This window comes from Amycolatopsis sp. WAC 04182 (genome assembly GCF_003947465.1).
Taxonomy (GTDB): Bacteria; Actinomycetota; Actinomycetes; order Mycobacteriales; family Pseudonocardiaceae; genus Amycolatopsis.
This window is the reverse complement of record NZ_QHJJ01000004.1, coordinates 896,957-914,365: the sequence shown is the minus strand read 5'-3', so window position 1 is coordinate 914,365 and position 17,409 is coordinate 896,957. Positions and strand designations below refer to the sequence as shown.

Sequence of the window (17,409 nt, the reverse complement as noted above, 5' to 3'; positions counted from 1 at the left end):
AGAACCGGCGCGTACTCGTCGAACAGGGGGACACGGACGAGAGGAACGCGCGATGCCGGTCGAATTCCTGGGTATCGGAGGCACCAACGACGGTTCGGAGACCCATCCGCGATCGGGTGGCGTCTTCGACAAGGACTACACGCTGCGCCTCGCGCGGGCGCACGAGGACTTCGGCTGGGACCGGGTGCTGTTCGCGTACGGCTCCAGCGGACCGGATCCGGCGCAGGCCGCCGCATACGTGGCGACGAAACTCGACAAGCTCCAGATCCTGTTGGCGCACCGGCCGAACGTCTCGTACCCGACTTTCGCGGCGAAGACGTTCGCCACGTTGGACCAGCTTTCGGACGGAAAGCTCACGGTCCACTTCATCACCGGCGGCAGCGACCACGAACAGCAGCGCGAAGGCGACTACCTCACCAAGGACGAGCGCTACTCACGCACCCGCGAGTACATCCAGATCGTCAAGAAGGCTTGGACATCCGAAGAGCCCTTCGACCACGAAGGCGAGCACTACCGCTTCGCCGACTTCGTCCTCGACGTCCGTCCGGTGCAACAACCACGTCCGGGCGTTTCGTTCGGCGGGTCGTCTCCGGCGGCGTACGCGGCAGGCGGGGCGGAGGCGGACATCTTCTGCCTCTGGGGTGAGCCGCTCGCACAGACCGCCGAGCAGATCGAGTCCGTCAAGGCCGCGGCGAAGGCCGCCGGACGGACCGAGGTCCCGCGGATCCAGGTCGCCTTCCGCCCGATCATCGCGCCTACCGAGGAACTCGCCTGGGAGAAGGCGCATCGCACGGTCGACGCCATCAAGGCCCGCACGAGCGGAGGCAAGCAGCTGACCCGGCGGCATTCGCTGACGAACCCGGAGAACACCGGCTCGCAGCGGCTCCTCGCGGTCGCCGCCGAAGGGGAACGGTTCGACCGTGCACTGTGGACCCCCACCGCGGCCGCGACCGGCGGCGCCGGGAACTCCAACGCGCTGGTCGGCACACCCGAAACCGTCGCGCAGGCCCTGCTCGACTACTACGACCTCGGCGTCGACATCCTCTCCGCGCGCGGCTACGACATGCTCGGCGACACGATCGACTTCGGCCGTCACGTCATCCCGATCGTGCGCGAAGAGGTCGCCAAACGCGACGCGGCGAAGGCGGCTTCCGCCCGCGAGGTGCTCGCGGTCGACGGCTGAGCCGTCACTCCACCGAACGGCCCATCAGTCATCCATTCGGGCGAGCGTATCGGTACCGCCTTATGGACGCGACGGTCGCGGAGCGGAGTCGTAAGGCATTCGCGCACCGTGCGAACGCGAGCGGCCCGGGGCGCTCGCGGCGCGTCGTATCCCCGCGCCGGGTGACGCGGGCCCGGTGCGGCTTTTCCCGGCGAAAAGCCCAAAACGACCGAAAGTCGCAGGTCCGAGCCGAGGGACCGGTCACCGGGACATCTTCGCGAGCGGACGTCCATCCACGAAAAAGATCTCCAACTCCAGAAACCCGGCGAAAGAACCTAGCCAATCACCAACAGTCAGGAGACACTTACGTGAACGAATGACGCTTCGTGACGAGCTCGTGACCGCGTTACTCTCGGTCACGAGTTTGTCGCGTAATAAGGACCCTATTGGGGGCAGCATGGCTTCGGCCGGACGGGTCACTTACCGAGAGGTGTTCGGTGTAGCCGAGTTCCGTTCGCTCTGGTTCGCCGAGCTGTTCTCGATCTTCGGTGATCAACTCGCCAGGGTCGCGCTCTCCGTCCTCGTCTTCACCGAAACCCGTTCCGCGACCCTGACCGGTCTCACCTACGCGTTGACCTACGCCCCGTCGCTGCTCGGCGGCATCTTCCTCACCGGGTTCGCGGACCGCTTCCCCCGGCGGACGGTGATGGTGACCGTCGACCTGCTGAGAGCCCTGCTGATCGCGCTGGTCGCGGTCCCGGTACTGCCGTTCTGGGTCCTGTGTGTCCTCGTCGGCGCCGTCTCGCTGCTGAATCCGCCGTTCAAGGCGGCCCAGCTGGCCCTGCTGCCGCAGATCCTCGAAGGCGACCGGTTCGTCGTCGGCATGGCGATCCGCAGCATGACCGTCCAATCGGCACAGCTGGCCGGGTTCGCCGGCGGCGGTCTCCTGCTGACCGCGCTGGAACCCCACATCGCCCTCGCGCTGGACGCCGTCACCTTCGTGGTCTCGGCGCTGTTCGTCCGGTTCGGACTGGCGTCGCGCCCGGCCGCGGCGTCCGGAGAGAAACGCAAGTCGTTCTTCGCATCGATCGGCTCGGGCGGGAAGATCGTCTTCGCCAGCTCAGGGCTGCGTTCACTGCTGCTGTTCACCTGGCTGATGGGCCTGCTGCCGGTGTACGAGGGCATCGCGGCGCCTTACGTCGCGTCGTCCGGCGGCGGCCCCGAGGTCATCGGCCTGCTGCTGGCCGCCGACCCGATCGGCAGCGTGATCGGCGCGTTCATCTACTCGCGCTGGGTGCCTGCCCACGTCAGACCGAAACTGATCGGGCCGCTTTCCGCGCTGACGGCGATCCCGCTGCTGCTGTGCTTCCTGCAGCCGGGGCCGTGGGCGTCGATCGCGCTGTTCGTCGTGTCCGGCGGGCTGGGCACGGTCGCGCTCATGCAGGCGACGGCGTCGCTGACCCTCGCGGTCCCCGACGAAAGCCGCGCTCAGGTGATGGGGCTGTCGAACACCGGGCTGACCACGACCATGGGCGTGAGCCCGCTGATCGGCGGTGTCCTCGCCGACCAGGTCGGCGCGCAGTCGACGGTCGGCTTCTTCGGGCTTGCCGGATTGCTGCTGACCGTTCCGCTCGCGGTGGCCTGGGCGAAGAGCCTGCGGGACACACCGGACAGGTGGAGAGAGCATGACGGCGCACGCGCAGAACACTGACGTGCTCTACGCGTGGCTAACGCTGCGCAGCCGTCCGACTCGCGCCCTTGCTCACTGGTCCTTGCCGGCCATCGCGGACACCTTTCCCTCGATCTCAGGAAGAAAGTACACACCTCCAGGCCTTGTCGACAGCCCGCAAGCCGGTGGAAGCTGTCGGTAAGTAGGGGGTTTCGGAGAATGACGCAAGCGACAGGGGGAAAGATGATCACATCGGAGGAACGCGCTGGACATCGTTCGGCTCTCACGGTAATGACGTGGGAGCTGTGGAAAAGGCCGCTGCACTGGATCGTGTACACCTGCTCGACCATTATCGCGATGCTGGCGTTCACGGGGGTTTTCGCCGCATCCATCGCCGTCGACTCTTCGCAGGTCATCACGTGTGGACTGCTCGCCGGGCTCGCCATCGCGCAGTCCGAGGCGACCAGGCGGATCGAACACCAGCGACGCCGGCTGAGCATCACCCCGCACGTCAACATGACGTCGGTCTGGGTCCTTCCCGGAGCGTTCCTGCTCCCGCCGCAGCTCGCCGCACTCCTGGTCGCGGTGATCTACTTGCACCTCGGTTTCCGTAGCTGGTCGGGAATTCGCCACGTGAATCCGCATAGGACTGTGGCGAACGCCACAACGATGACGCTGTCGTCGTTCGCCGCTTGGGCCGTCCTGCAGCTCTCCGGAGACGGCTCCGCGAGCGTGACTTCGATCTGTGTCGCCGCCTTCGCGTTCTTCGTCGTCAACACCGTCCTCACAGGAATCGGCCTCTATCTCGCCGCGCCCGAAAAGGCGTCCGCGCCTGCCTGCATCGGCACCTGGGACGACAACATCCTCGAACTTTCGACGCTGTGCCTCGGCGGACTGGTCACCGCCGCGCTGACCCACCAGCCCGCGCTCGTCCTGCTGGTCTTCCTGCCGCTGTACGTGTTGCAGCGGTCGGTGCTGATCAAGCAGCTGGAAGAACTCGCGACCACCGACCAGAAGACCCAGTTGCTCAACGCCACGACCTGGCAACAGGGCGCCGTCCGCGAGGTCGCCCGCGCCGAGCGCGAGAACGGCCAGTTCGGTGCGCTGATGATCGACCTCGACCACTTCAAGAGCATCAACGACACGTACGGCCACCTCGCGGGCGACGACGTGCTCAAGGGTGTCGCGGCGCTGGTCAAGTCCGAAACGCGGACGCAGGACCTCGCCGGCCGCTTCGGCGGTGAGGAGTTCGTCGTGCTCCTGACCGCCTCGTCGAAGCACGAGTCCGTCGCGGTCGCCGAGCGCATCAGGCAGCGGATCAGCGAAATGGTCATCAGGACCCAGGACAACGAGGGCAACCCCGTCGTCATCGAACAGCGGACGGCGTCGGTCGGCGTCGCGACGTACCCGCTGGACGGCCGGACGATCGACGAGGTCATGGCCTCCGCCGACGCCTCGGTCTACGCGGCCAAACGCAACGGCCGCAACCGCGTGGTCTCGTCGCCGGACCTGGCCGCGGTCGCCGATGTGGCCGAAATGCCACTGGAGGCCGTCGCGGCTTAGCGCAGTCTTTCCATCACGTCGGCGGCCTCGGTCCGCAGGCGGACGACGCCGCCGACGGTGAATTCGGTGAGCAGGTCGATGAGCGCGTCCGGGTCGGGCGGCTCACCGTCCCAGCTCGCCTGGACGAGTGCCTCGGTCATCGCGAAGAACAGCGTGACCAGCGCCTTGTCCGCGCGGCCGGAGTCGACGCCGTGCCGGGCCCAGCGCTGCCTGCTGGCCTCGGTGTAGACGCCGGCGAGCCGTTCCCGCAGCCGGGTGAGGGCCGGGTCTCCCATGCGCTCCGCCTCGCGCAGCACGGGGAACGCGTCGGGGTTCGCCGCGACGAAGGCGAACATGTTGGCGTAGTTGGCACGGGCCCAGGACCGCAGTTCGGGCTGCGAGAGATCCAGGGCGGGTGCGCCGATCGCCTCGAAGGCCCGCTCCTCGATATCCGCGACGACCTGCGTGAACAACGTCGTGCGATCGCCGAACTGCTCGTAGACGGCCTGGCGGGACACCCCCGCGCGCCGGGCGATCTGCTCGATCGTCGCGGCCTGCGCGCCGTGCACCGCGAAGACACCGGCGGCCGAACTCAGCACCCGCGCGCGTTGCTCGCCGATCGGGAGTTTGCGGGGTCTCCCTCGCGGCGCCGGACTTGACATTGTGCGCCACCTCACTGACTCTCTTTTTCGACACGTCTGTCGAAAATGTTTGTGCTCAACGAGGAGCAAGCATGCGTCCAGGATCCCGGCGCGGTGTGTCCGCCGCCGTCTCAGCGGCCACCATCGCGGCCCTGCTGACCTTCGGGGCACCGCAGGCCAGCGCCGCCCCGTCCTTCTACGATCCCCCGTCGCCGCTGCCCGCGGGTGCTCCCGGCGACATCATCCGGCACGAACCGTCCACCTTCTACGTCGATCCCGTGAAACTCGTCAAGGCCGACGCGGACGTGCGGCGGATCATGTACCGCAGCACCGACACCCACGGCAAGGCCAACGCCGTGACCGGCACCGTCCTCACCCCGAAGAAGGCGTGGACCGGCGCGGGCGAACGGCCGGTCATCGGCTACGCGGCCGGTACGCAGGGCGTCGGCGACCAGTGCGCGCCGTCGAAAGCCCTCGCGGCGGGCATGGAGTACGAAGGCCCCTTCATCGCCGGGCTGCTGCTTCGCGGCTACGGCGTCGTAGTCACCGACTACGAGGGTCTGGGCACCCCAGGCGTCCACACATACGTCAACCGCGTCGCCGAGGGCAACGCCGTCCTCGACTCGATCCGCGCGGCACAGCGCCTGCCCGAAGCGAACCTGCCGGACAACGGCCCGGTCGCGACCGCGGGCTACTCGCAGGGCGGCGGGGCGTCGGCGTCGGCCGCCGAACTCCAGCCGTCGTACGCGCCCGAACTCAAGCTGAAGGGCTCGTACGCGGGCGCCGTCCCGGCCGACCTTGCCGAGGTCGGCAAGAACATCGACGGGCACTACGCCTTCGGGTTCCTCGGATTCACGCTGGTCAGCATGGACGCGGCGTACCCGGAACTGAACATTCCCGCGCTGTTGAACGCGAAGGGCGCCGAAGCGTTCGAGAAGGTGAAGCAGGAGTGCACCGGGGACGCGATCTTCGGCCACGCGTTCACCCAGTCGAAGGACCTGACGAAGGACGGAAGGCCGCTGACCGCGTACCTCGGCGAAGAGCCGTACAAGACGCGAGTCGGCGAGCAGCTCATCGGAGCACGGAAGCCGGGCGCGCCGACGCTGGTCGTCCACAGTGCACTCGACGACATCGTCCCCTACGTGCAGGGGCGGACCATGGCTCGCTCGTGGTGTGCGAAGGGCGCGAAGGTGCAGTTCTCGACTTCGCTGGTTCCGACGCATGTCGGCGGGGCGATCCGGGCTTTCCCGGAGGCTTTCGCCTGGCTTGAGGGACGCTTCGCGGGGCTGCCTGCGGTGGGGAACTGCGGGCTGTTCTAGGGGTCACCGGACGCCATGAAAGGTCCCTTCCTGGCAAATTTTGCGAGGAAGGGACCTTTCCTAGCGCGCTACTTGAGGCCTGTGGCTTCCGCGGCGGCGGGGTCCGAGTCGCTCAGGAATGTCCGGCAGCGGTCGTACTCCTCGGTCTCGCCGATCTTGCCGGCGGCCTTGCCGAGGACCGCGAGGGAACGCAGGAAACCCTGGTTCGGGCGGTGCGACCACGGGACCGGGCCGTGTCCCTTCCAGCCCGCGCGGCGAAGCTGGTCGAGGGCGCGGTGGTAACCGGTGCGGGCGTACGCGTACGCGGCGACGGTCTCGCCGGCTTCGAGCGCCTTCTCGGCGAGGGAGGCCCACGCCTCGCTGTAGTCGGGGTGCTCGGCGGCGACGGCGGCCGGATCGGTCCCGGCGTCCAGCGCCGCCTGCGCGGCGGTGTGCTCGGGGAGATGCGTCGGCTGGGGGCCGAGGAGGTTCGTCATACGGGCCATTGTGCCCACCCGTCTCCTCAAGGGCGCCCTGCGCCCGACGGAGACTTCGCATCGCGCGCCCTCTTTGGGCCGAAGGCCCTCGAAAGCTCGATGAGGGGGCGCTGCCCGCGTCACGCGACCGGTGTACGGAACGACGCCCCTTCGGCGAGCTTTCGTCAGCGCGCGATCAGCCACGCTGTGACTAGAAGAACAGGCTCCCGAGAATGCCCCCACCGGCCAGCACCAGAGCGGCGACGAGGACCGCCGCGACGAGTCGTTTCGGCATCATGGCGGCACACCTTGCCCTGCTTCGCACGCCGACCGCAAATCCGCCACCCCTACGGGTGAACCCCGATTTTCGACCCCAAATGCTCATCCCGTGATCTGGAGCAGGGAAGATGGCCCGCATGACAAAGGCGACAGAAGTGACCGGGGACCTTTCGCCGGGTGTCATCCCCCGCAGCCCGATCGCGAAGACGAGGCTGTTCTTCAAGCTCCACTGGCACCGCGGCGCGCCGGGACAGGCGACGCCGGACTGGGTGCTGAACTTCTGCTACTCGATGTGGCTGGCGGCGTTCGCCTTCAAGCTGGTCGGCTCGTCGTGGGACATGTCGTGGCATTTCATGTGGCTGCGCGACGACCTCGCCCCGCCGCACCTGATCAACACCGTCGGCACGGTGATCATCATGGTGCTGGTGGCGATCCACAGCTACACCGGGATGGGCGCCGACCGGCGGTCCCTGCGGCTGATGCAGATCGGGCTCGTGGTGTTCCTCATCGCGGCGCCGCTGGACGTCATCAACCACCGCGTCAACGGTCTCGACCTGACCGCGTGGAGCCCGTCGCACATGATGCTCTACATCGGAACGGGCATCATGCAGGCCGGTGTGATCATGGGCTGGCTGAAGTACGCCAAGCCCGGCCGCCTGCGCACCGGTGTCCTGATCGGACTGTGGGCGTTCTTCCTGGAGAACACGTTCTTCCCGAACGGTCAGCAGGAGTACGGCATCCTCGGCCTGCGCGCCTGGGAGCGCGGCACGCCCGAGGCCGAGCCCGAGCTGCTGAACTTCGCCGCCAACCAGATCGGGCATCCGGTCGACCGGGTGGCCGTCGAGTACTTCACGATGCCGATCGACGACTGGGTGTACCCGCTGTGGGGTATCGGCGTGATGGCACTGATCTTCGCGCTGGCGCGGCACACGACCGGCTTCCGCTGGGCCGGGACGACGGTCGCCGCCGCCTACCTCGCCTACCGGCTGGTGATGTGGCCGCTGCTGCTCGGGATGGGCTTCCCGATCTCGGTCGTGCCGTTCTACCTGCTCGCCGTCGGCCTCGCGGTCGACCTGGCGTTCCGCATCGGCCGGGGCCATCCGCTGCTGACGGCGGGCGCGGGCGCGCTGCTGGTGACGGCGTTCGGCTACGGGATGCTGTGGGTGCAGTCGCAGTTCCGGCCGTGGATCCTCGGTGACGCGCAGACGGAGTCGGCGCCGCCGGTGGCCTACTGGACGGCCGCGGTCTGTCTGGTCGGCGTCGGCGTGCTGTGGGCCGTTGCCGGTCCGGGAACGCGGGCGATGAACTCGCTGCTGGAGAAGCGCCGCGAGAAGACGACGCTGCCGGCCGCCTGAGGCTCCGAGTACGTGAAGGCCCCCTTGCTTGCGTCTAGCGCAAGCAAGGGGGCCTTCACGTACTTCCGCATTTAGAGGACTAAACGCTTACTGGTCAGAGCTTCTTGCCTGCGGAGCCCAGCGACTGAGCGGCCTCGACGACGCGCGTGGCCATGCCGGCCTCGGCGGCCTTCAGGTAGCTGCGCGGGTCGTAGACCTTCTTGTTGCCGACCTCGCCGTCGATCTTCAGGACGCCGTCGTAGTTCTTGAAGAAGTGGTCCGCGATGGGCCGGGTGAAGGCGTACTGCGTGTCGGTGTCGACGTTCATCTTCACGACGCCGTACGACACCGCCTCGCGGATCTCCTCCGGCAGCGAGCCGGAACCGCCGTGGAACACCAGCTCGAACGGCTTCGAACCGGCCGGGAGGCCGAGCTTCTTCGACGCCGCCTCCTGGCCGCCCTTGAGCACGTCCGGGCGCAGCTTCACGTTGCCGGGCTTGTAGACGCCGTGCACGTTGCCGAAGGTCGCGGCCAGCAGGTAGCGGCCGTTCTCGCCGGAGCCGAGCGCGTCGATCGTCTTCAGGAAGTCGCCCTCGGCGGTGTACAGCTTCTCGTTGATCTCGGCTTCGACGCCGTCTTCCTCGCCGCCGACGACGCCGATCTCGACCTCGAGGATGATGTTCGCGGCCGCGGCCTTGGCGAGCAGCTCCTGCGCGATCTCGAGGTTCTCGTCGAGGTCGATCGCGGAGCCGTCCCACATGTGGCTCTGGAACAGCGGGTGCTGGCCGTTCTTGACGCGCTCCGCCGAGATCTCGATCAGCGGGCGGACGAAGCCGTCGAGCTTGTCCTTCGGGCAGTGGTCGGTGTGCAGCGCGACGTTGACGTCGTACTTGGCGGCGACGACCTGGGCGAACTCGGCGAGCGCGACCGAACCGGTCACCATGTCCTTGACCTTCTGGCCGGACGCGAACTCTGCGCCGCCGGTGGAGAACTGGATGATCCCGTCGCTCTCCGCCTCGGCGAACCCGCGGATGGCGGCGTTCAGGGTCTCCGACGAGGTCACGTTGATGGCCGGGTAGGCGAATTCGTTCGCCTTCGCCCGGTCGAGCATCTCCGCGTAGACCTCGGGGGTGGCGATGGGCATCGTTTACTCCTCCTCGAAGCAGGCTGGTGCACCTCTCGGCCGCATCGTACGAGGTCGGCCGGGAGGTGCCTACAGCCGTCGCGTCAGAAGAGGACCGCGGCGAGCGCCCGGTAGACCGGCAGGGGGTCCTGGTTCAGTACCTGGATGTTGACGTGGTCCGCCCCGGCTTCGATATGCGCCGTGACACCGCGGGCGACCGTCTCGGCGTCGCCGTGCACGGCCAGCGCGTCGACCAGCTTGTCGCTGCCCTCGCCCGCCAGGTCCTCGTCGGTGAAACCGAGTTTCCGCAGGGAGTTCGTGTAGTTGACGAGGCCGAGGTAGAACTTGACGGTGCCCCGCCCGATCTCGCGGGCCTTCGCCGGATCGGTCTCGAGGACGACCTTCTGCTCGGGTGCGAGCAGCGGTCCTTCGCCGAGGATCTCGCGCGCCTGGCGCGTGTGTTCGGGCGTCATCAGGTACGGGTGGGCTCCCGCTGTGCGGTCTCCTGCGAGTTTGATCACCTTCGGGCCGAGCGCGGCGAGCGCGCGGCCTTCGACGGGCACTCCGGCGGCGTCGAGAGCGTCGAGATACTCGACCAGCGCCGCGTACGGCTTCTTGAACTCCGCGGTGTGCTCACGGTGCCCGGCGCCGATCCCGAGCAGGAAGCGGCCCGGATGTTTCGCCTCGATGCGCTTGTACGACTCGGCGACCGTGGCCGCGTCGTCCTTCCAGATGTTGACGATGCCGGTGGCCACTTTGATCGTCTTCGTGGCGTCGAGGAGTTCCTCCGCCTTCACGAGGTCGCCGTCCGGTGAGCCGCCGAGCCAGACGGCGCCGTAGCCGAGTTCCTCCAGCTCACGCGCGAGTTCCGGGGTGAACACGCTCTCGTGCTGCCAGATACCGATCCTGCCGAGTTCGATTCCCATGTTCCGAGGCAACGCCCCGGGCGGGCGATGTCTTCCCTTAAGTTCGGGGTATGGCGAAACTCGGGAACACCGACCTCGACGTCCGTGGGATCAATCTCGGCGGGAACGTCTTCGGCTGGACCGCGGACCAGCAGCAGTCCTTCGCCGTCCTCGACGCCTACACGGCGGCGGGCGGCAACTTCATCGACACGGCCGACCTCTATTCGGCAGGCGGTTCCGAGACGATCATCGGCGAGTGGCTGAGCAAACGCGGCCGACGCGACGACGTCGTCATCGCGACCAAGACCGGTATGTGGGAAGAACGGAAGGGCCTGTCGGCGGCGAACATCGCGGCGGCGGCCGAAGACTCGCTCCGACGGCTCCGGACCGATCACATCGACCTCTACTACGCGCACATCGACGATCCGGACACCCCGATCGAGGAGACGCTGCGCGCCTTCGACGCGCTCGTGCGCGCGGGCAAGGTCCGGTATGTCGCGGCGTCGAACTACTCGGCCGAACGGCTGAGCGAGGCACTGTCCATTTCGGACCGCGAGGGGCTGGCGAAGTTCGTCGCGCTGCAACCGCACTACAACCTCGTCGAGCGGGACTACGAGCGGGACCTGGCGCCGACGGTCGACCGCGAAGGACTGACCGTCCTGCCGTATTTCTCGCTGGCCAAGGGTTTCCTCGCCGGGAAGTACCGGTCGAAGGACGACCTCGGCGACAGCCCGCGCGCCGCCCGCGCTTCGTCCTATTTGGACGAACGGGGTGAGCGGGTGCTCTCGGCGCTCGACGAGGTCGCGGCGTCCCGCGGCGTCCCGGTCGCCGCGGTTTCCCTCGCCTGGCTGTTCGCGCAGCCGACCGTCACCGCGCCCATCGCGAGCGCCCGCTCGGTCGAGCAGCTGAACGACCTCCTGCCCGCCGCCGACCTCGCGCTGACCACCGAGGAGGTCGACGCCCTCGGCGCCGCCTCCGGGGGCTGAAGGGGACTTTCCCCGCATCTCATGCACCGAAAGGGCTCTTCACCGCGTCGCATGTGGCGAAGGGCCCCTTCAGCCCGCCTACTTGCGGGTAGCTTACTCCGGGTAGGTTGAGGTACCGTCCGAAAGTCTTAGGGCTCGGACGAGGAGGCAACGTGGCCAAGAACAGCGTGAACGGCAAGGTCGTCCTGATCACCGGCGCCGCGAGGGGCATCGGCGCGGGGCTCGCCGAGCGCCTGGCCGCGCAGGGCGCGAAGGTCGCACTGGTCGGCATCGAAGCCAAGGAACAGCAGGCCGTCGCCGACAAGATCGGCCCCAGCGCCCACGCCTGGGAAGCCGACGTCACCAGCTGGGACGACCTCGAGCGCGCGACCGCGGGCGTCGTCGAGCACTTCGGCGGTATCGACATCGTCATCGCGAACGCCGGCATCGCGACCTCCGGTTTCGTCCGGTCGGTGGATCCGGCCGCCTTCGAGAAGGTGATCGAGGTCGACCTGCTCGGCGTCTGGCGCACCTTCCGCGTCACCCTTCCGCATGTCATCGACCGCAAGGGCTACCTGCTCGCGATCTCCTCGCTGGCCGCGATCACGCACGCTCCCGGCATGGCCAACTACGCCGCCGCGAAGGCGGGCGTCGAGGCGTTCTGCAACAGCTTCCGCGCCGAAGTCGCCCACCTCGGCGTGAAGGTCGGCGTCGCGCACCCGACCTGGATCCGCACCGACCTCGTCGAAAGCGCCGACCAGCACCCGGTCTTCGGCAAGCTCCGCACCGGCATGCCCGGCCTGCTCGGCAAGACCTATCCGCTGTCCGTCGCGCTCGACCACCTCCAGGCCGGCGTCAACAAACGCGCCCGCACCGTGCACGTGCCCCGCTGGGTCGGCGGCCTGAAGCTGATCCGCGCGTTCCTGCCGCCGATCATCGAGATCGGCGCCAGGAGCCGGATCAAGAAGGCCGATGCCGCCGCACTCGTGGACATCGAGGAGCGCGGCGCGTACGAATCTTCAATAACCGGTCAGGCAGGCCGGGCCGCCACGAAAAAGGGGTAACCGTATGTCCCGTCGCGACCAGATCCGCATGTCACCTGACGAACTCGCCGCGTACCTCGACGAGCAGAAGGTCATCAACGTCGCGACGATCGGCCCGAACGGCCGCCCGCATCTGGCGCCCCTCTGGTACTACCCGCACGAGTCCGGCGTCGCGACCTGGACTTATGGCACGTCCCAGAAGGCGAAGAACCTCGAGCGCGACCCGCGCGCCACCGTGCTCATCGAGGACGGCGAAAGCTACGACAAGCTGCGCGGGGTTTCGCTCGAAGCCGACGTCGAGGTCATCACCGATACGGCCGTGGTCACCCAGATGGGTATTCAGCTCATGCAGCGATACGCGGGCGCGAAACCGGGCGATCCCGTGCCGGACGAGCTCACGGGCTTCATCGGCAAGCAGGCCCCGAAGCGGATCGGGCTGATTTTCCGGCCGACCAAGATCGTGAGCTGGGACCACACGAAGCTCGGCGGCACATACTGACGGGTAGGTAGTACTAGCAAGTAACTGTTACTTGAGGTAACGTCATCTGGGCACGAACGCCTCGAAGTGGAGGATTGCCAGATGACCGAGCGATTCAAGGTCGTGATCGTGGGCACCGGGTTCTCCGGGCTCGGCCAGGCCATCCAGCTCGAAAAAGCCGGGATCTCCGACTACGTGATCCTGGAGAAGGCGGACGAAGTCGGCGGTACGTGGCGCGACAACTCGTACCCCGGCTGCGCCTGCGACGTGCAGTCCCACATGTACTCGTTCTCGTACGAGCAGAACCCGGACTGGTCGCGGTCGTTCTCGCCCGCCCCGGAGATCTTCCAGTACCTCAAGGACGTCACCGACAAGTACCGGCTGCGGCGCAAGATCCGCTTCGGCGTCGAGCTCACCGGCGCGACCTGGGACGACACCGAGCGCCGCTGGCACGTGCACACGAAGTCGGGTGAATTCGAGGCGCAGTTCCTGGTCTCGGGCGTCGGCGGCCTGCACATCCCTCAAGTGCCCGAGCTGCCCGGCATCGAGAAGTTCAAGGGCCAGACCTGGCATTCCGCGCAGTGGAACCACGAGTACGACCTTCGCGGCAAGAAGGTCGCCGTGGTCGGCACCGGCGCCAGCGCGATCCAGTTCGTCCCGAAGATCGCCCCCGAGGTCGGCGAGCTGACACTGTTCCAGCGCACGCCGCCGTGGATCATGCCGAAGCCCGACCACGCCATGCCGGGCTGGGCCAAGACCGCGTTCCGCCGGATTCCCGGCGTGCAAAGGCTTTACCGCAACGCGCTGTACTGGTTCCTCGAAGTGCGCGCCGTCGGCTTCAACGGCCACCCCGCGATCATGAAGGCGGGCGAGGTGATCGCGAAGCGTCACATCGGCAAGGCCATCAAGGATCCGAAGCTGCGCAAGAAGGTCACCCCCGACTACACCATGGGCTGCAAGCGGGTGCTGATCTCCAACGACTACTACCCGGCGATCAACCGGTCCAATGTGGACGTCAACACCGAAGGCGTGCGGGAAGTCAAGGCGCACACCGTCGTCGACGGGAACGGCGTCGAGCACGAGGTCGACGCGATCATCTACGGCACCGGTTTCAAGGTCACGGATGCCTTGGAATACCTGGACATCACCGGGATCGACGGCCGCGACCTCGCCAAGGAATGGGCCACCGAGGGGATGCACACGCACAAGGGCATCACCGTTTCCGGTTTCCCGAACCTGTTCTTCCTCCTCGGCCCGAACACCGCGCTGGGCCACAACTCCGTGGTCTTCATGATCGAGTCGCAGGCGCGGTACGTCGTCGACGCGATCAAGCTCGCCGATTCGCGTGGCGCCGCCGCGCTCGACGTCCGCGCCGGCGTGCAGGACAAGTTCCAGCGCGAGATCCAGGACAAACTCGTCAAGGGCGTGTGGACCCAGGGCGGCTGCAAGAGCTGGTACCTCGACGCGAAGGGCGTCAACCGCACGATCTGGCCCGGATTCACCTGGCGCTATTGGCTCGAAACCCGCAAGGTCGACCCGAGCGACTACGAACTCAGCGGGAGGTCGTCGTGACGGACCACGAGCAGATCGTCCTGCACGCGCGCGACGTCGAGTTCGACTGGGCTTCGTTGCCGATGCACTGGATCCCGGGCGAACCGCAGGCGACGCACACGATCAACGTGCTGCATCTGGCGCTGCCGGAGGGCGAACGCTGGTTCGTCGAGGTGTTCAAGCAGGCCGTGCCGCTGATCCGCGACGAACGGCTCAAGGAGGACGTCCTCGGCTTCATCGGCCAGGAGGCCATGCACGCCGAGGCGCACGACGGCGCCGCCGAACACCTCGAAGCGGCGGGTGTCCACGTCCGGCCGTACATCGCGCAGATGGAGTGGATGTTCCGCCGTCTGCTCGGCGACCGTGAGCTTTCCGCCAAGCGGCGCGAGGAATGGCTGATCGAACGGCTCGCCATCGTCGCCGCGATCGAGCACTACACCGCTTTCCTCGGCCAGTGGATCCTCGACGCCGAAGCGCTCGACAAAGCGGGCGCGGACCCAACAATGCTGGATCTCCTGCGCTGGCACGGCGCCGAAGAGGTCGAGCACCGCTCGGTCGCCTTCGATCTGTTCATGCACCTCGACGGCCGCTACACCCGCCGCGTGCGCAGCATGCTCGTGGTGACGCCGGTGCTCGCCTGGGTTTTCCTGCGGGGCACCAGGTTCCTCATGAAGAACGATCCGACGCGGCCGGGCAAGACGAGTTTCCGGACCTATCTGCGCGTGGCGAAGCTCGGGCTCCTGCCCTCGGGCAAGCAGTTGCGGCGCGAGATCCGGCCGTACTTCCGGAAGTCCTATCACCCGACGGAAACCGGCAACACCGATCAGGCCGTCGCGTACCTCGCGAGCTCGCCGGCCGCGCTGGCCGCCGACGAACCACGGTGACGCCGCCGACCAGACCGCTGCGGCTCGACGGCAGCGGGCGGACCGATCGCGCGATGGCGTCGCTGACCGGTGTCGTCGCGCTGTACCGCAGGCTCAGCGGGGTGAGCGGCCGCCGTCGTCCGCCGGTGACCGCCGTCGACCGTGACCTCCCGCTGGTCGTCGACGATCTCCGCACCGAGGCCGACGGCGTCGTCAGCCTGAAGCTGGTGCACGAACACGGTGAGCCGCTGCCGCGATGGCGGCCCGGCGCGCACATCGACCTTTCGCCACGGCCAGGGCTTGTCCGTCAGTACTCCCTCTGCGGCGATCCGGACGACCGCTCGGCCTACCGCGTCGGCGTTCGCCTGCTCGGCGAGGGCTCGACGGCGGTGCACGCGTTGAAGAAGGGCGCCCGGATCGCCGCGCGCGGCCCGCGCAACGCCTTCCCGTTCGTGGCGAGCCCGGCGTACCTGTTCATCGCGGGCGGTATCGGGATCACGCCGATCCTGCCGATGGTGCGGCAAGCCGCCGCGGCGGGCGCGGACTGGCGGCTGGTCTACACCGGGCGCGACGAAGCCTCGATGCCGTTCCTGGAGGAATTGTCCGGATTCGGGGATCGTGTCTGGATTCGCCCGGACACGGACCACGGGATCCCCGCTTCGGGCGCCGAACTTCTCGAAGGTGCCCCGGAAGGCGCGCCGATCTATTGCTGTGGCCCGGTTCCGATGATCGTCGGTGTCCGCACGGACGCGGCGCTGCGTGCTTCGGGGCCGGTGTTCTTCGAACGGTTCTCGACGCCGCCGATCGTCGGCGGCAAGCCGTTCCGCGTCGAACTGGCCCGCAGCGGCAGGATTCTGGACGTGCCCGCCGACCGGACGACGCTCGACGTCCTGCGCGAAACCGTGCCCGGTATCGCCTATTCGTGCCGTCAGGGTTTCTGCGGGACGTGCGAACTGCCGACGGTGTCCGGCGACCGCGTCCGGGTCTGCGTCGAACGCGAGCCGGTCACCCTCGACCTCTGAGCCGTCAGGATTCCTTCGGGATCCAGGAACCGATCACCGGTTTGAACTCGCGCACCGTCCGCTCCGCGACGACGCCTTCGAGGTGGTACGGATCCTTGTCGATGATCTCCAGCAGCGCCGCCTCGTCCGCCGCCTGGTACATCGAGATACCGCCGGAGCCGTCGCCCAGCGGGCCACCGAGCGCGACGACGCCCTGGTCGGCGAGGCGGGAAAGGAAATCCCGGTGCCGGGGACGCACGTCCGCCAGCTTCTCCTGCACGTACGTGATCTCCACCAGGAACCAGGCCATCGACATCTCCAAGGTCGCTCCAACAGACGCCCCCAGCTTCTCAGGATCCGATCAGGCAGGACTCCCGCCCCACCCGATACGCTGATCGAGCGCCACGCACAGGTTGTGCTTCAAAGGGGTAAATGAACAGGTAGGGGTACATGCTCGAGGGCAATGCGGAACGCAGTGTCGAGGCGACCCTCGGCCACTTGCGCACCATGGACGGACCGGTCACGCCACCGCCGCCTGCGGCACCGCTGACCCTTGAGGATCTCTATCGCCAGCACCGGATGCGGCTCGTCCGGCTGGCCATCCTGCTCGTGGACGAACCCGCGACCGCCGAGGACGTCGTCCAGGAGGCCTTCACCGGGCTGCACCGCAACTGGGGACGCCTGCGCGACGCCGCCGCGGCCGTCGGATACCTGCGCACCGCCGTGGTCAACGGATCACGCAGCGTGCTGCGCCGCCGCAAGACCGCGCGCGAGTACGTCGCACCGCACGCCGTCAACGCGCGTTCGGCCGAAAGCCTCGCCATGCTGTCGAGTGAACATCAGGCCGTGGTGAGCGCTTTGTCCAAACTGCCCCCTCGCCAGCGCGAGGTTTTGGTCCTCCGTTACTACGGTGGGCTGAGTGAGGCCGAAATCTCCGAGGCCGCCGGGATTTCGAAAGGTACCGTTAAGTCAACCGCCAGCCGGGCGCTGGAGGCACTGCAGAAAGCGATGCAGTCGCCGAACTGACACCCGGCCTTAATCTCGAGCGCTGGGTTGTGCCGCCATGCTTGGTCCAGACC

General features: G+C 67.6%; 17 protein-coding genes. 12 read left to right on the top strand and 5 right to left on the bottom strand.

What is annotated here, in order from left to right; translation table 11 throughout:
- Positions 1–52 precede the first annotated feature (52 nt).
- From DMH01_RS24645 to DMH01_RS24635, 3 genes are all read left to right on the top strand, one after another.
- Entirely contained in the window at positions 53–1,183 is a 1,131-nt protein-coding gene (locus DMH01_RS24645) for an LLM class flavin-dependent oxidoreductase (protein WP_125679582.1), read from the top strand.
- A gap of 436 nt (positions 1,184–1,619) precedes the next feature.
- On the top strand, positions 1,620–2,873 hold the full coding sequence (locus DMH01_RS24640) for an MFS transporter (protein WP_125679581.1): 1,254 nt from the start codon (positions 1,620–1,622) through the stop codon (positions 2,871–2,873).
- A gap of 201 nt (positions 2,874–3,074) precedes the next feature.
- The gene (locus tag DMH01_RS24635; RefSeq protein WP_125679580.1) at positions 3,075–4,394 is read left to right on the top strand and encodes a GGDEF domain-containing protein; all 1,320 of its coding nucleotides are present in this window, start codon (positions 3,075–3,077) and stop codon (positions 4,392–4,394) included.
- Here DMH01_RS24635 and DMH01_RS24630 read toward each other — a convergent pair.
- Positions 4,391–4,972 (bottom strand): TetR/AcrR family transcriptional regulator, encoded by a 582-nt coding sequence (locus tag DMH01_RS24630; protein WP_199745628.1) that lies wholly within the window; start codon positions 4,970–4,972, stop codon positions 4,391–4,393. The genes DMH01_RS24635 and DMH01_RS24630 overlap by 4 nt on opposite strands.
- 134 nt (positions 4,973–5,106) lie before the next feature.
- On the opposite strand from DMH01_RS24630, the gene DMH01_RS24625 reads away from it, so the two are divergent.
- Positions 5,107–6,333 carry a lipase family protein gene (locus DMH01_RS24625; protein ID WP_125679578.1) on the top strand — a complete coding sequence of 409 codons (1,227 nt, stop codon included), beginning with the start codon at positions 5,107–5,109 and terminating at the stop codon, positions 6,331–6,333.
- A gap of 68 nt (positions 6,334–6,401) precedes the next feature.
- Here DMH01_RS24625 and DMH01_RS24620 read toward each other — a convergent pair whose 3' ends face one another.
- Positions 6,402–6,809, bottom strand: coding sequence for a DUF3151 domain-containing protein (locus DMH01_RS24620; RefSeq protein ID WP_125679577.1), 408 nt, complete (start codon positions 6,807–6,809; stop codon positions 6,402–6,404).
- A gap of 395 nt (positions 6,810–7,204) precedes the next feature.
- Here DMH01_RS24620 and DMH01_RS24615 point away from each other — a divergent pair, with 395 nt between their 5' ends.
- Positions 7,205–8,422, top strand: a complete 1,218-nt coding sequence (locus DMH01_RS24615; protein WP_125679576.1) for a hypothetical protein — start codon at positions 7,205–7,207, stop codon at positions 8,420–8,422.
- A gap of 94 nt (positions 8,423–8,516) precedes the next feature.
- On the opposite strand, the gene fbaA is transcribed toward DMH01_RS24615, so the two are convergent.
- Entirely contained in the window at positions 8,517–9,545 is a 1,029-nt protein-coding gene (fbaA, locus tag DMH01_RS24610) for a class II fructose-bisphosphate aldolase (RefSeq protein WP_125679575.1), read from the bottom strand.
- A gap of 83 nt (positions 9,546–9,628) precedes the next feature.
- Entirely contained in the window at positions 9,629–10,450 is an 822-nt protein-coding gene (locus DMH01_RS24605) for an LLM class F420-dependent oxidoreductase (protein ID WP_125679574.1), read from the bottom strand.
- A gap of 50 nt (positions 10,451–10,500) precedes the next feature.
- Here DMH01_RS24605 and DMH01_RS24600 point away from each other — a divergent pair, with 50 nt between their 5' ends.
- The 6 genes from DMH01_RS24600 to DMH01_RS24575 all read left to right on the top strand — a co-directional run bounded on the left by DMH01_RS24600 (position 10,501) and on the right by DMH01_RS24575 (position 16,351).
- Positions 10,501–11,415 (top strand): aldo/keto reductase, encoded by a 915-nt coding sequence (locus DMH01_RS24600; RefSeq protein ID WP_125679573.1) that lies wholly within the window; start codon positions 10,501–10,503, stop codon positions 11,413–11,415.
- A gap of 152 nt (positions 11,416–11,567) precedes the next feature.
- Entirely contained in the window at positions 11,568–12,458 is an 891-nt protein-coding gene (locus DMH01_RS24595) for an SDR family oxidoreductase (RefSeq protein ID WP_125679572.1), read from the top strand.
- 4 nt (positions 12,459–12,462) lie between these two features.
- Positions 12,463–12,936, top strand: a complete 474-nt coding sequence (locus tag DMH01_RS24590; protein WP_125679571.1) for a pyridoxamine 5'-phosphate oxidase family protein — start codon at positions 12,463–12,465, stop codon at positions 12,934–12,936.
- Between the two features lie 81 nt (positions 12,937–13,017).
- Entirely contained in the window at positions 13,018–14,487 is a 1,470-nt protein-coding gene (locus DMH01_RS24585; protein WP_125679570.1) for an NAD(P)/FAD-dependent oxidoreductase, read from the top strand.
- Positions 14,484–15,350, top strand: a complete 867-nt coding sequence (locus tag DMH01_RS24580) for a metal-dependent hydrolase (RefSeq protein ID WP_125679569.1) — start codon at positions 14,484–14,486, stop codon at positions 15,348–15,350. The genes DMH01_RS24585 and DMH01_RS24580 overlap by 4 nt, the downstream gene beginning before the upstream one ends.
- Positions 15,347–16,351, top strand: coding sequence for a PDR/VanB family oxidoreductase (locus DMH01_RS24575; RefSeq protein WP_125679568.1), 1,005 nt, complete (start codon positions 15,347–15,349; stop codon positions 16,349–16,351). Before DMH01_RS24580 ends, DMH01_RS24575 begins: the two co-directional genes overlap by 4 nt.
- A 4-nt stretch (positions 16,352–16,355) precedes the next feature.
- Here DMH01_RS24575 and DMH01_RS24570 read toward each other — a convergent pair whose 3' ends face one another.
- Positions 16,356–16,640: a YciI family protein gene (locus tag DMH01_RS24570; protein ID WP_125679567.1), complete on the bottom strand. Its 285-nt coding sequence runs from the start codon at positions 16,638–16,640 to the stop codon at positions 16,356–16,358.
- Positions 16,641–16,780: 140 nt separating this feature from the next.
- Between DMH01_RS24570 and DMH01_RS24565 the strand changes: the two genes are divergently transcribed.
- Positions 16,781–17,356, top strand: a complete 576-nt coding sequence (locus DMH01_RS24565) for a SigE family RNA polymerase sigma factor (protein ID WP_007032484.1) — start codon at positions 16,781–16,783, stop codon at positions 17,354–17,356.
- Positions 17,357–17,409 lie beyond the last annotated feature (53 nt).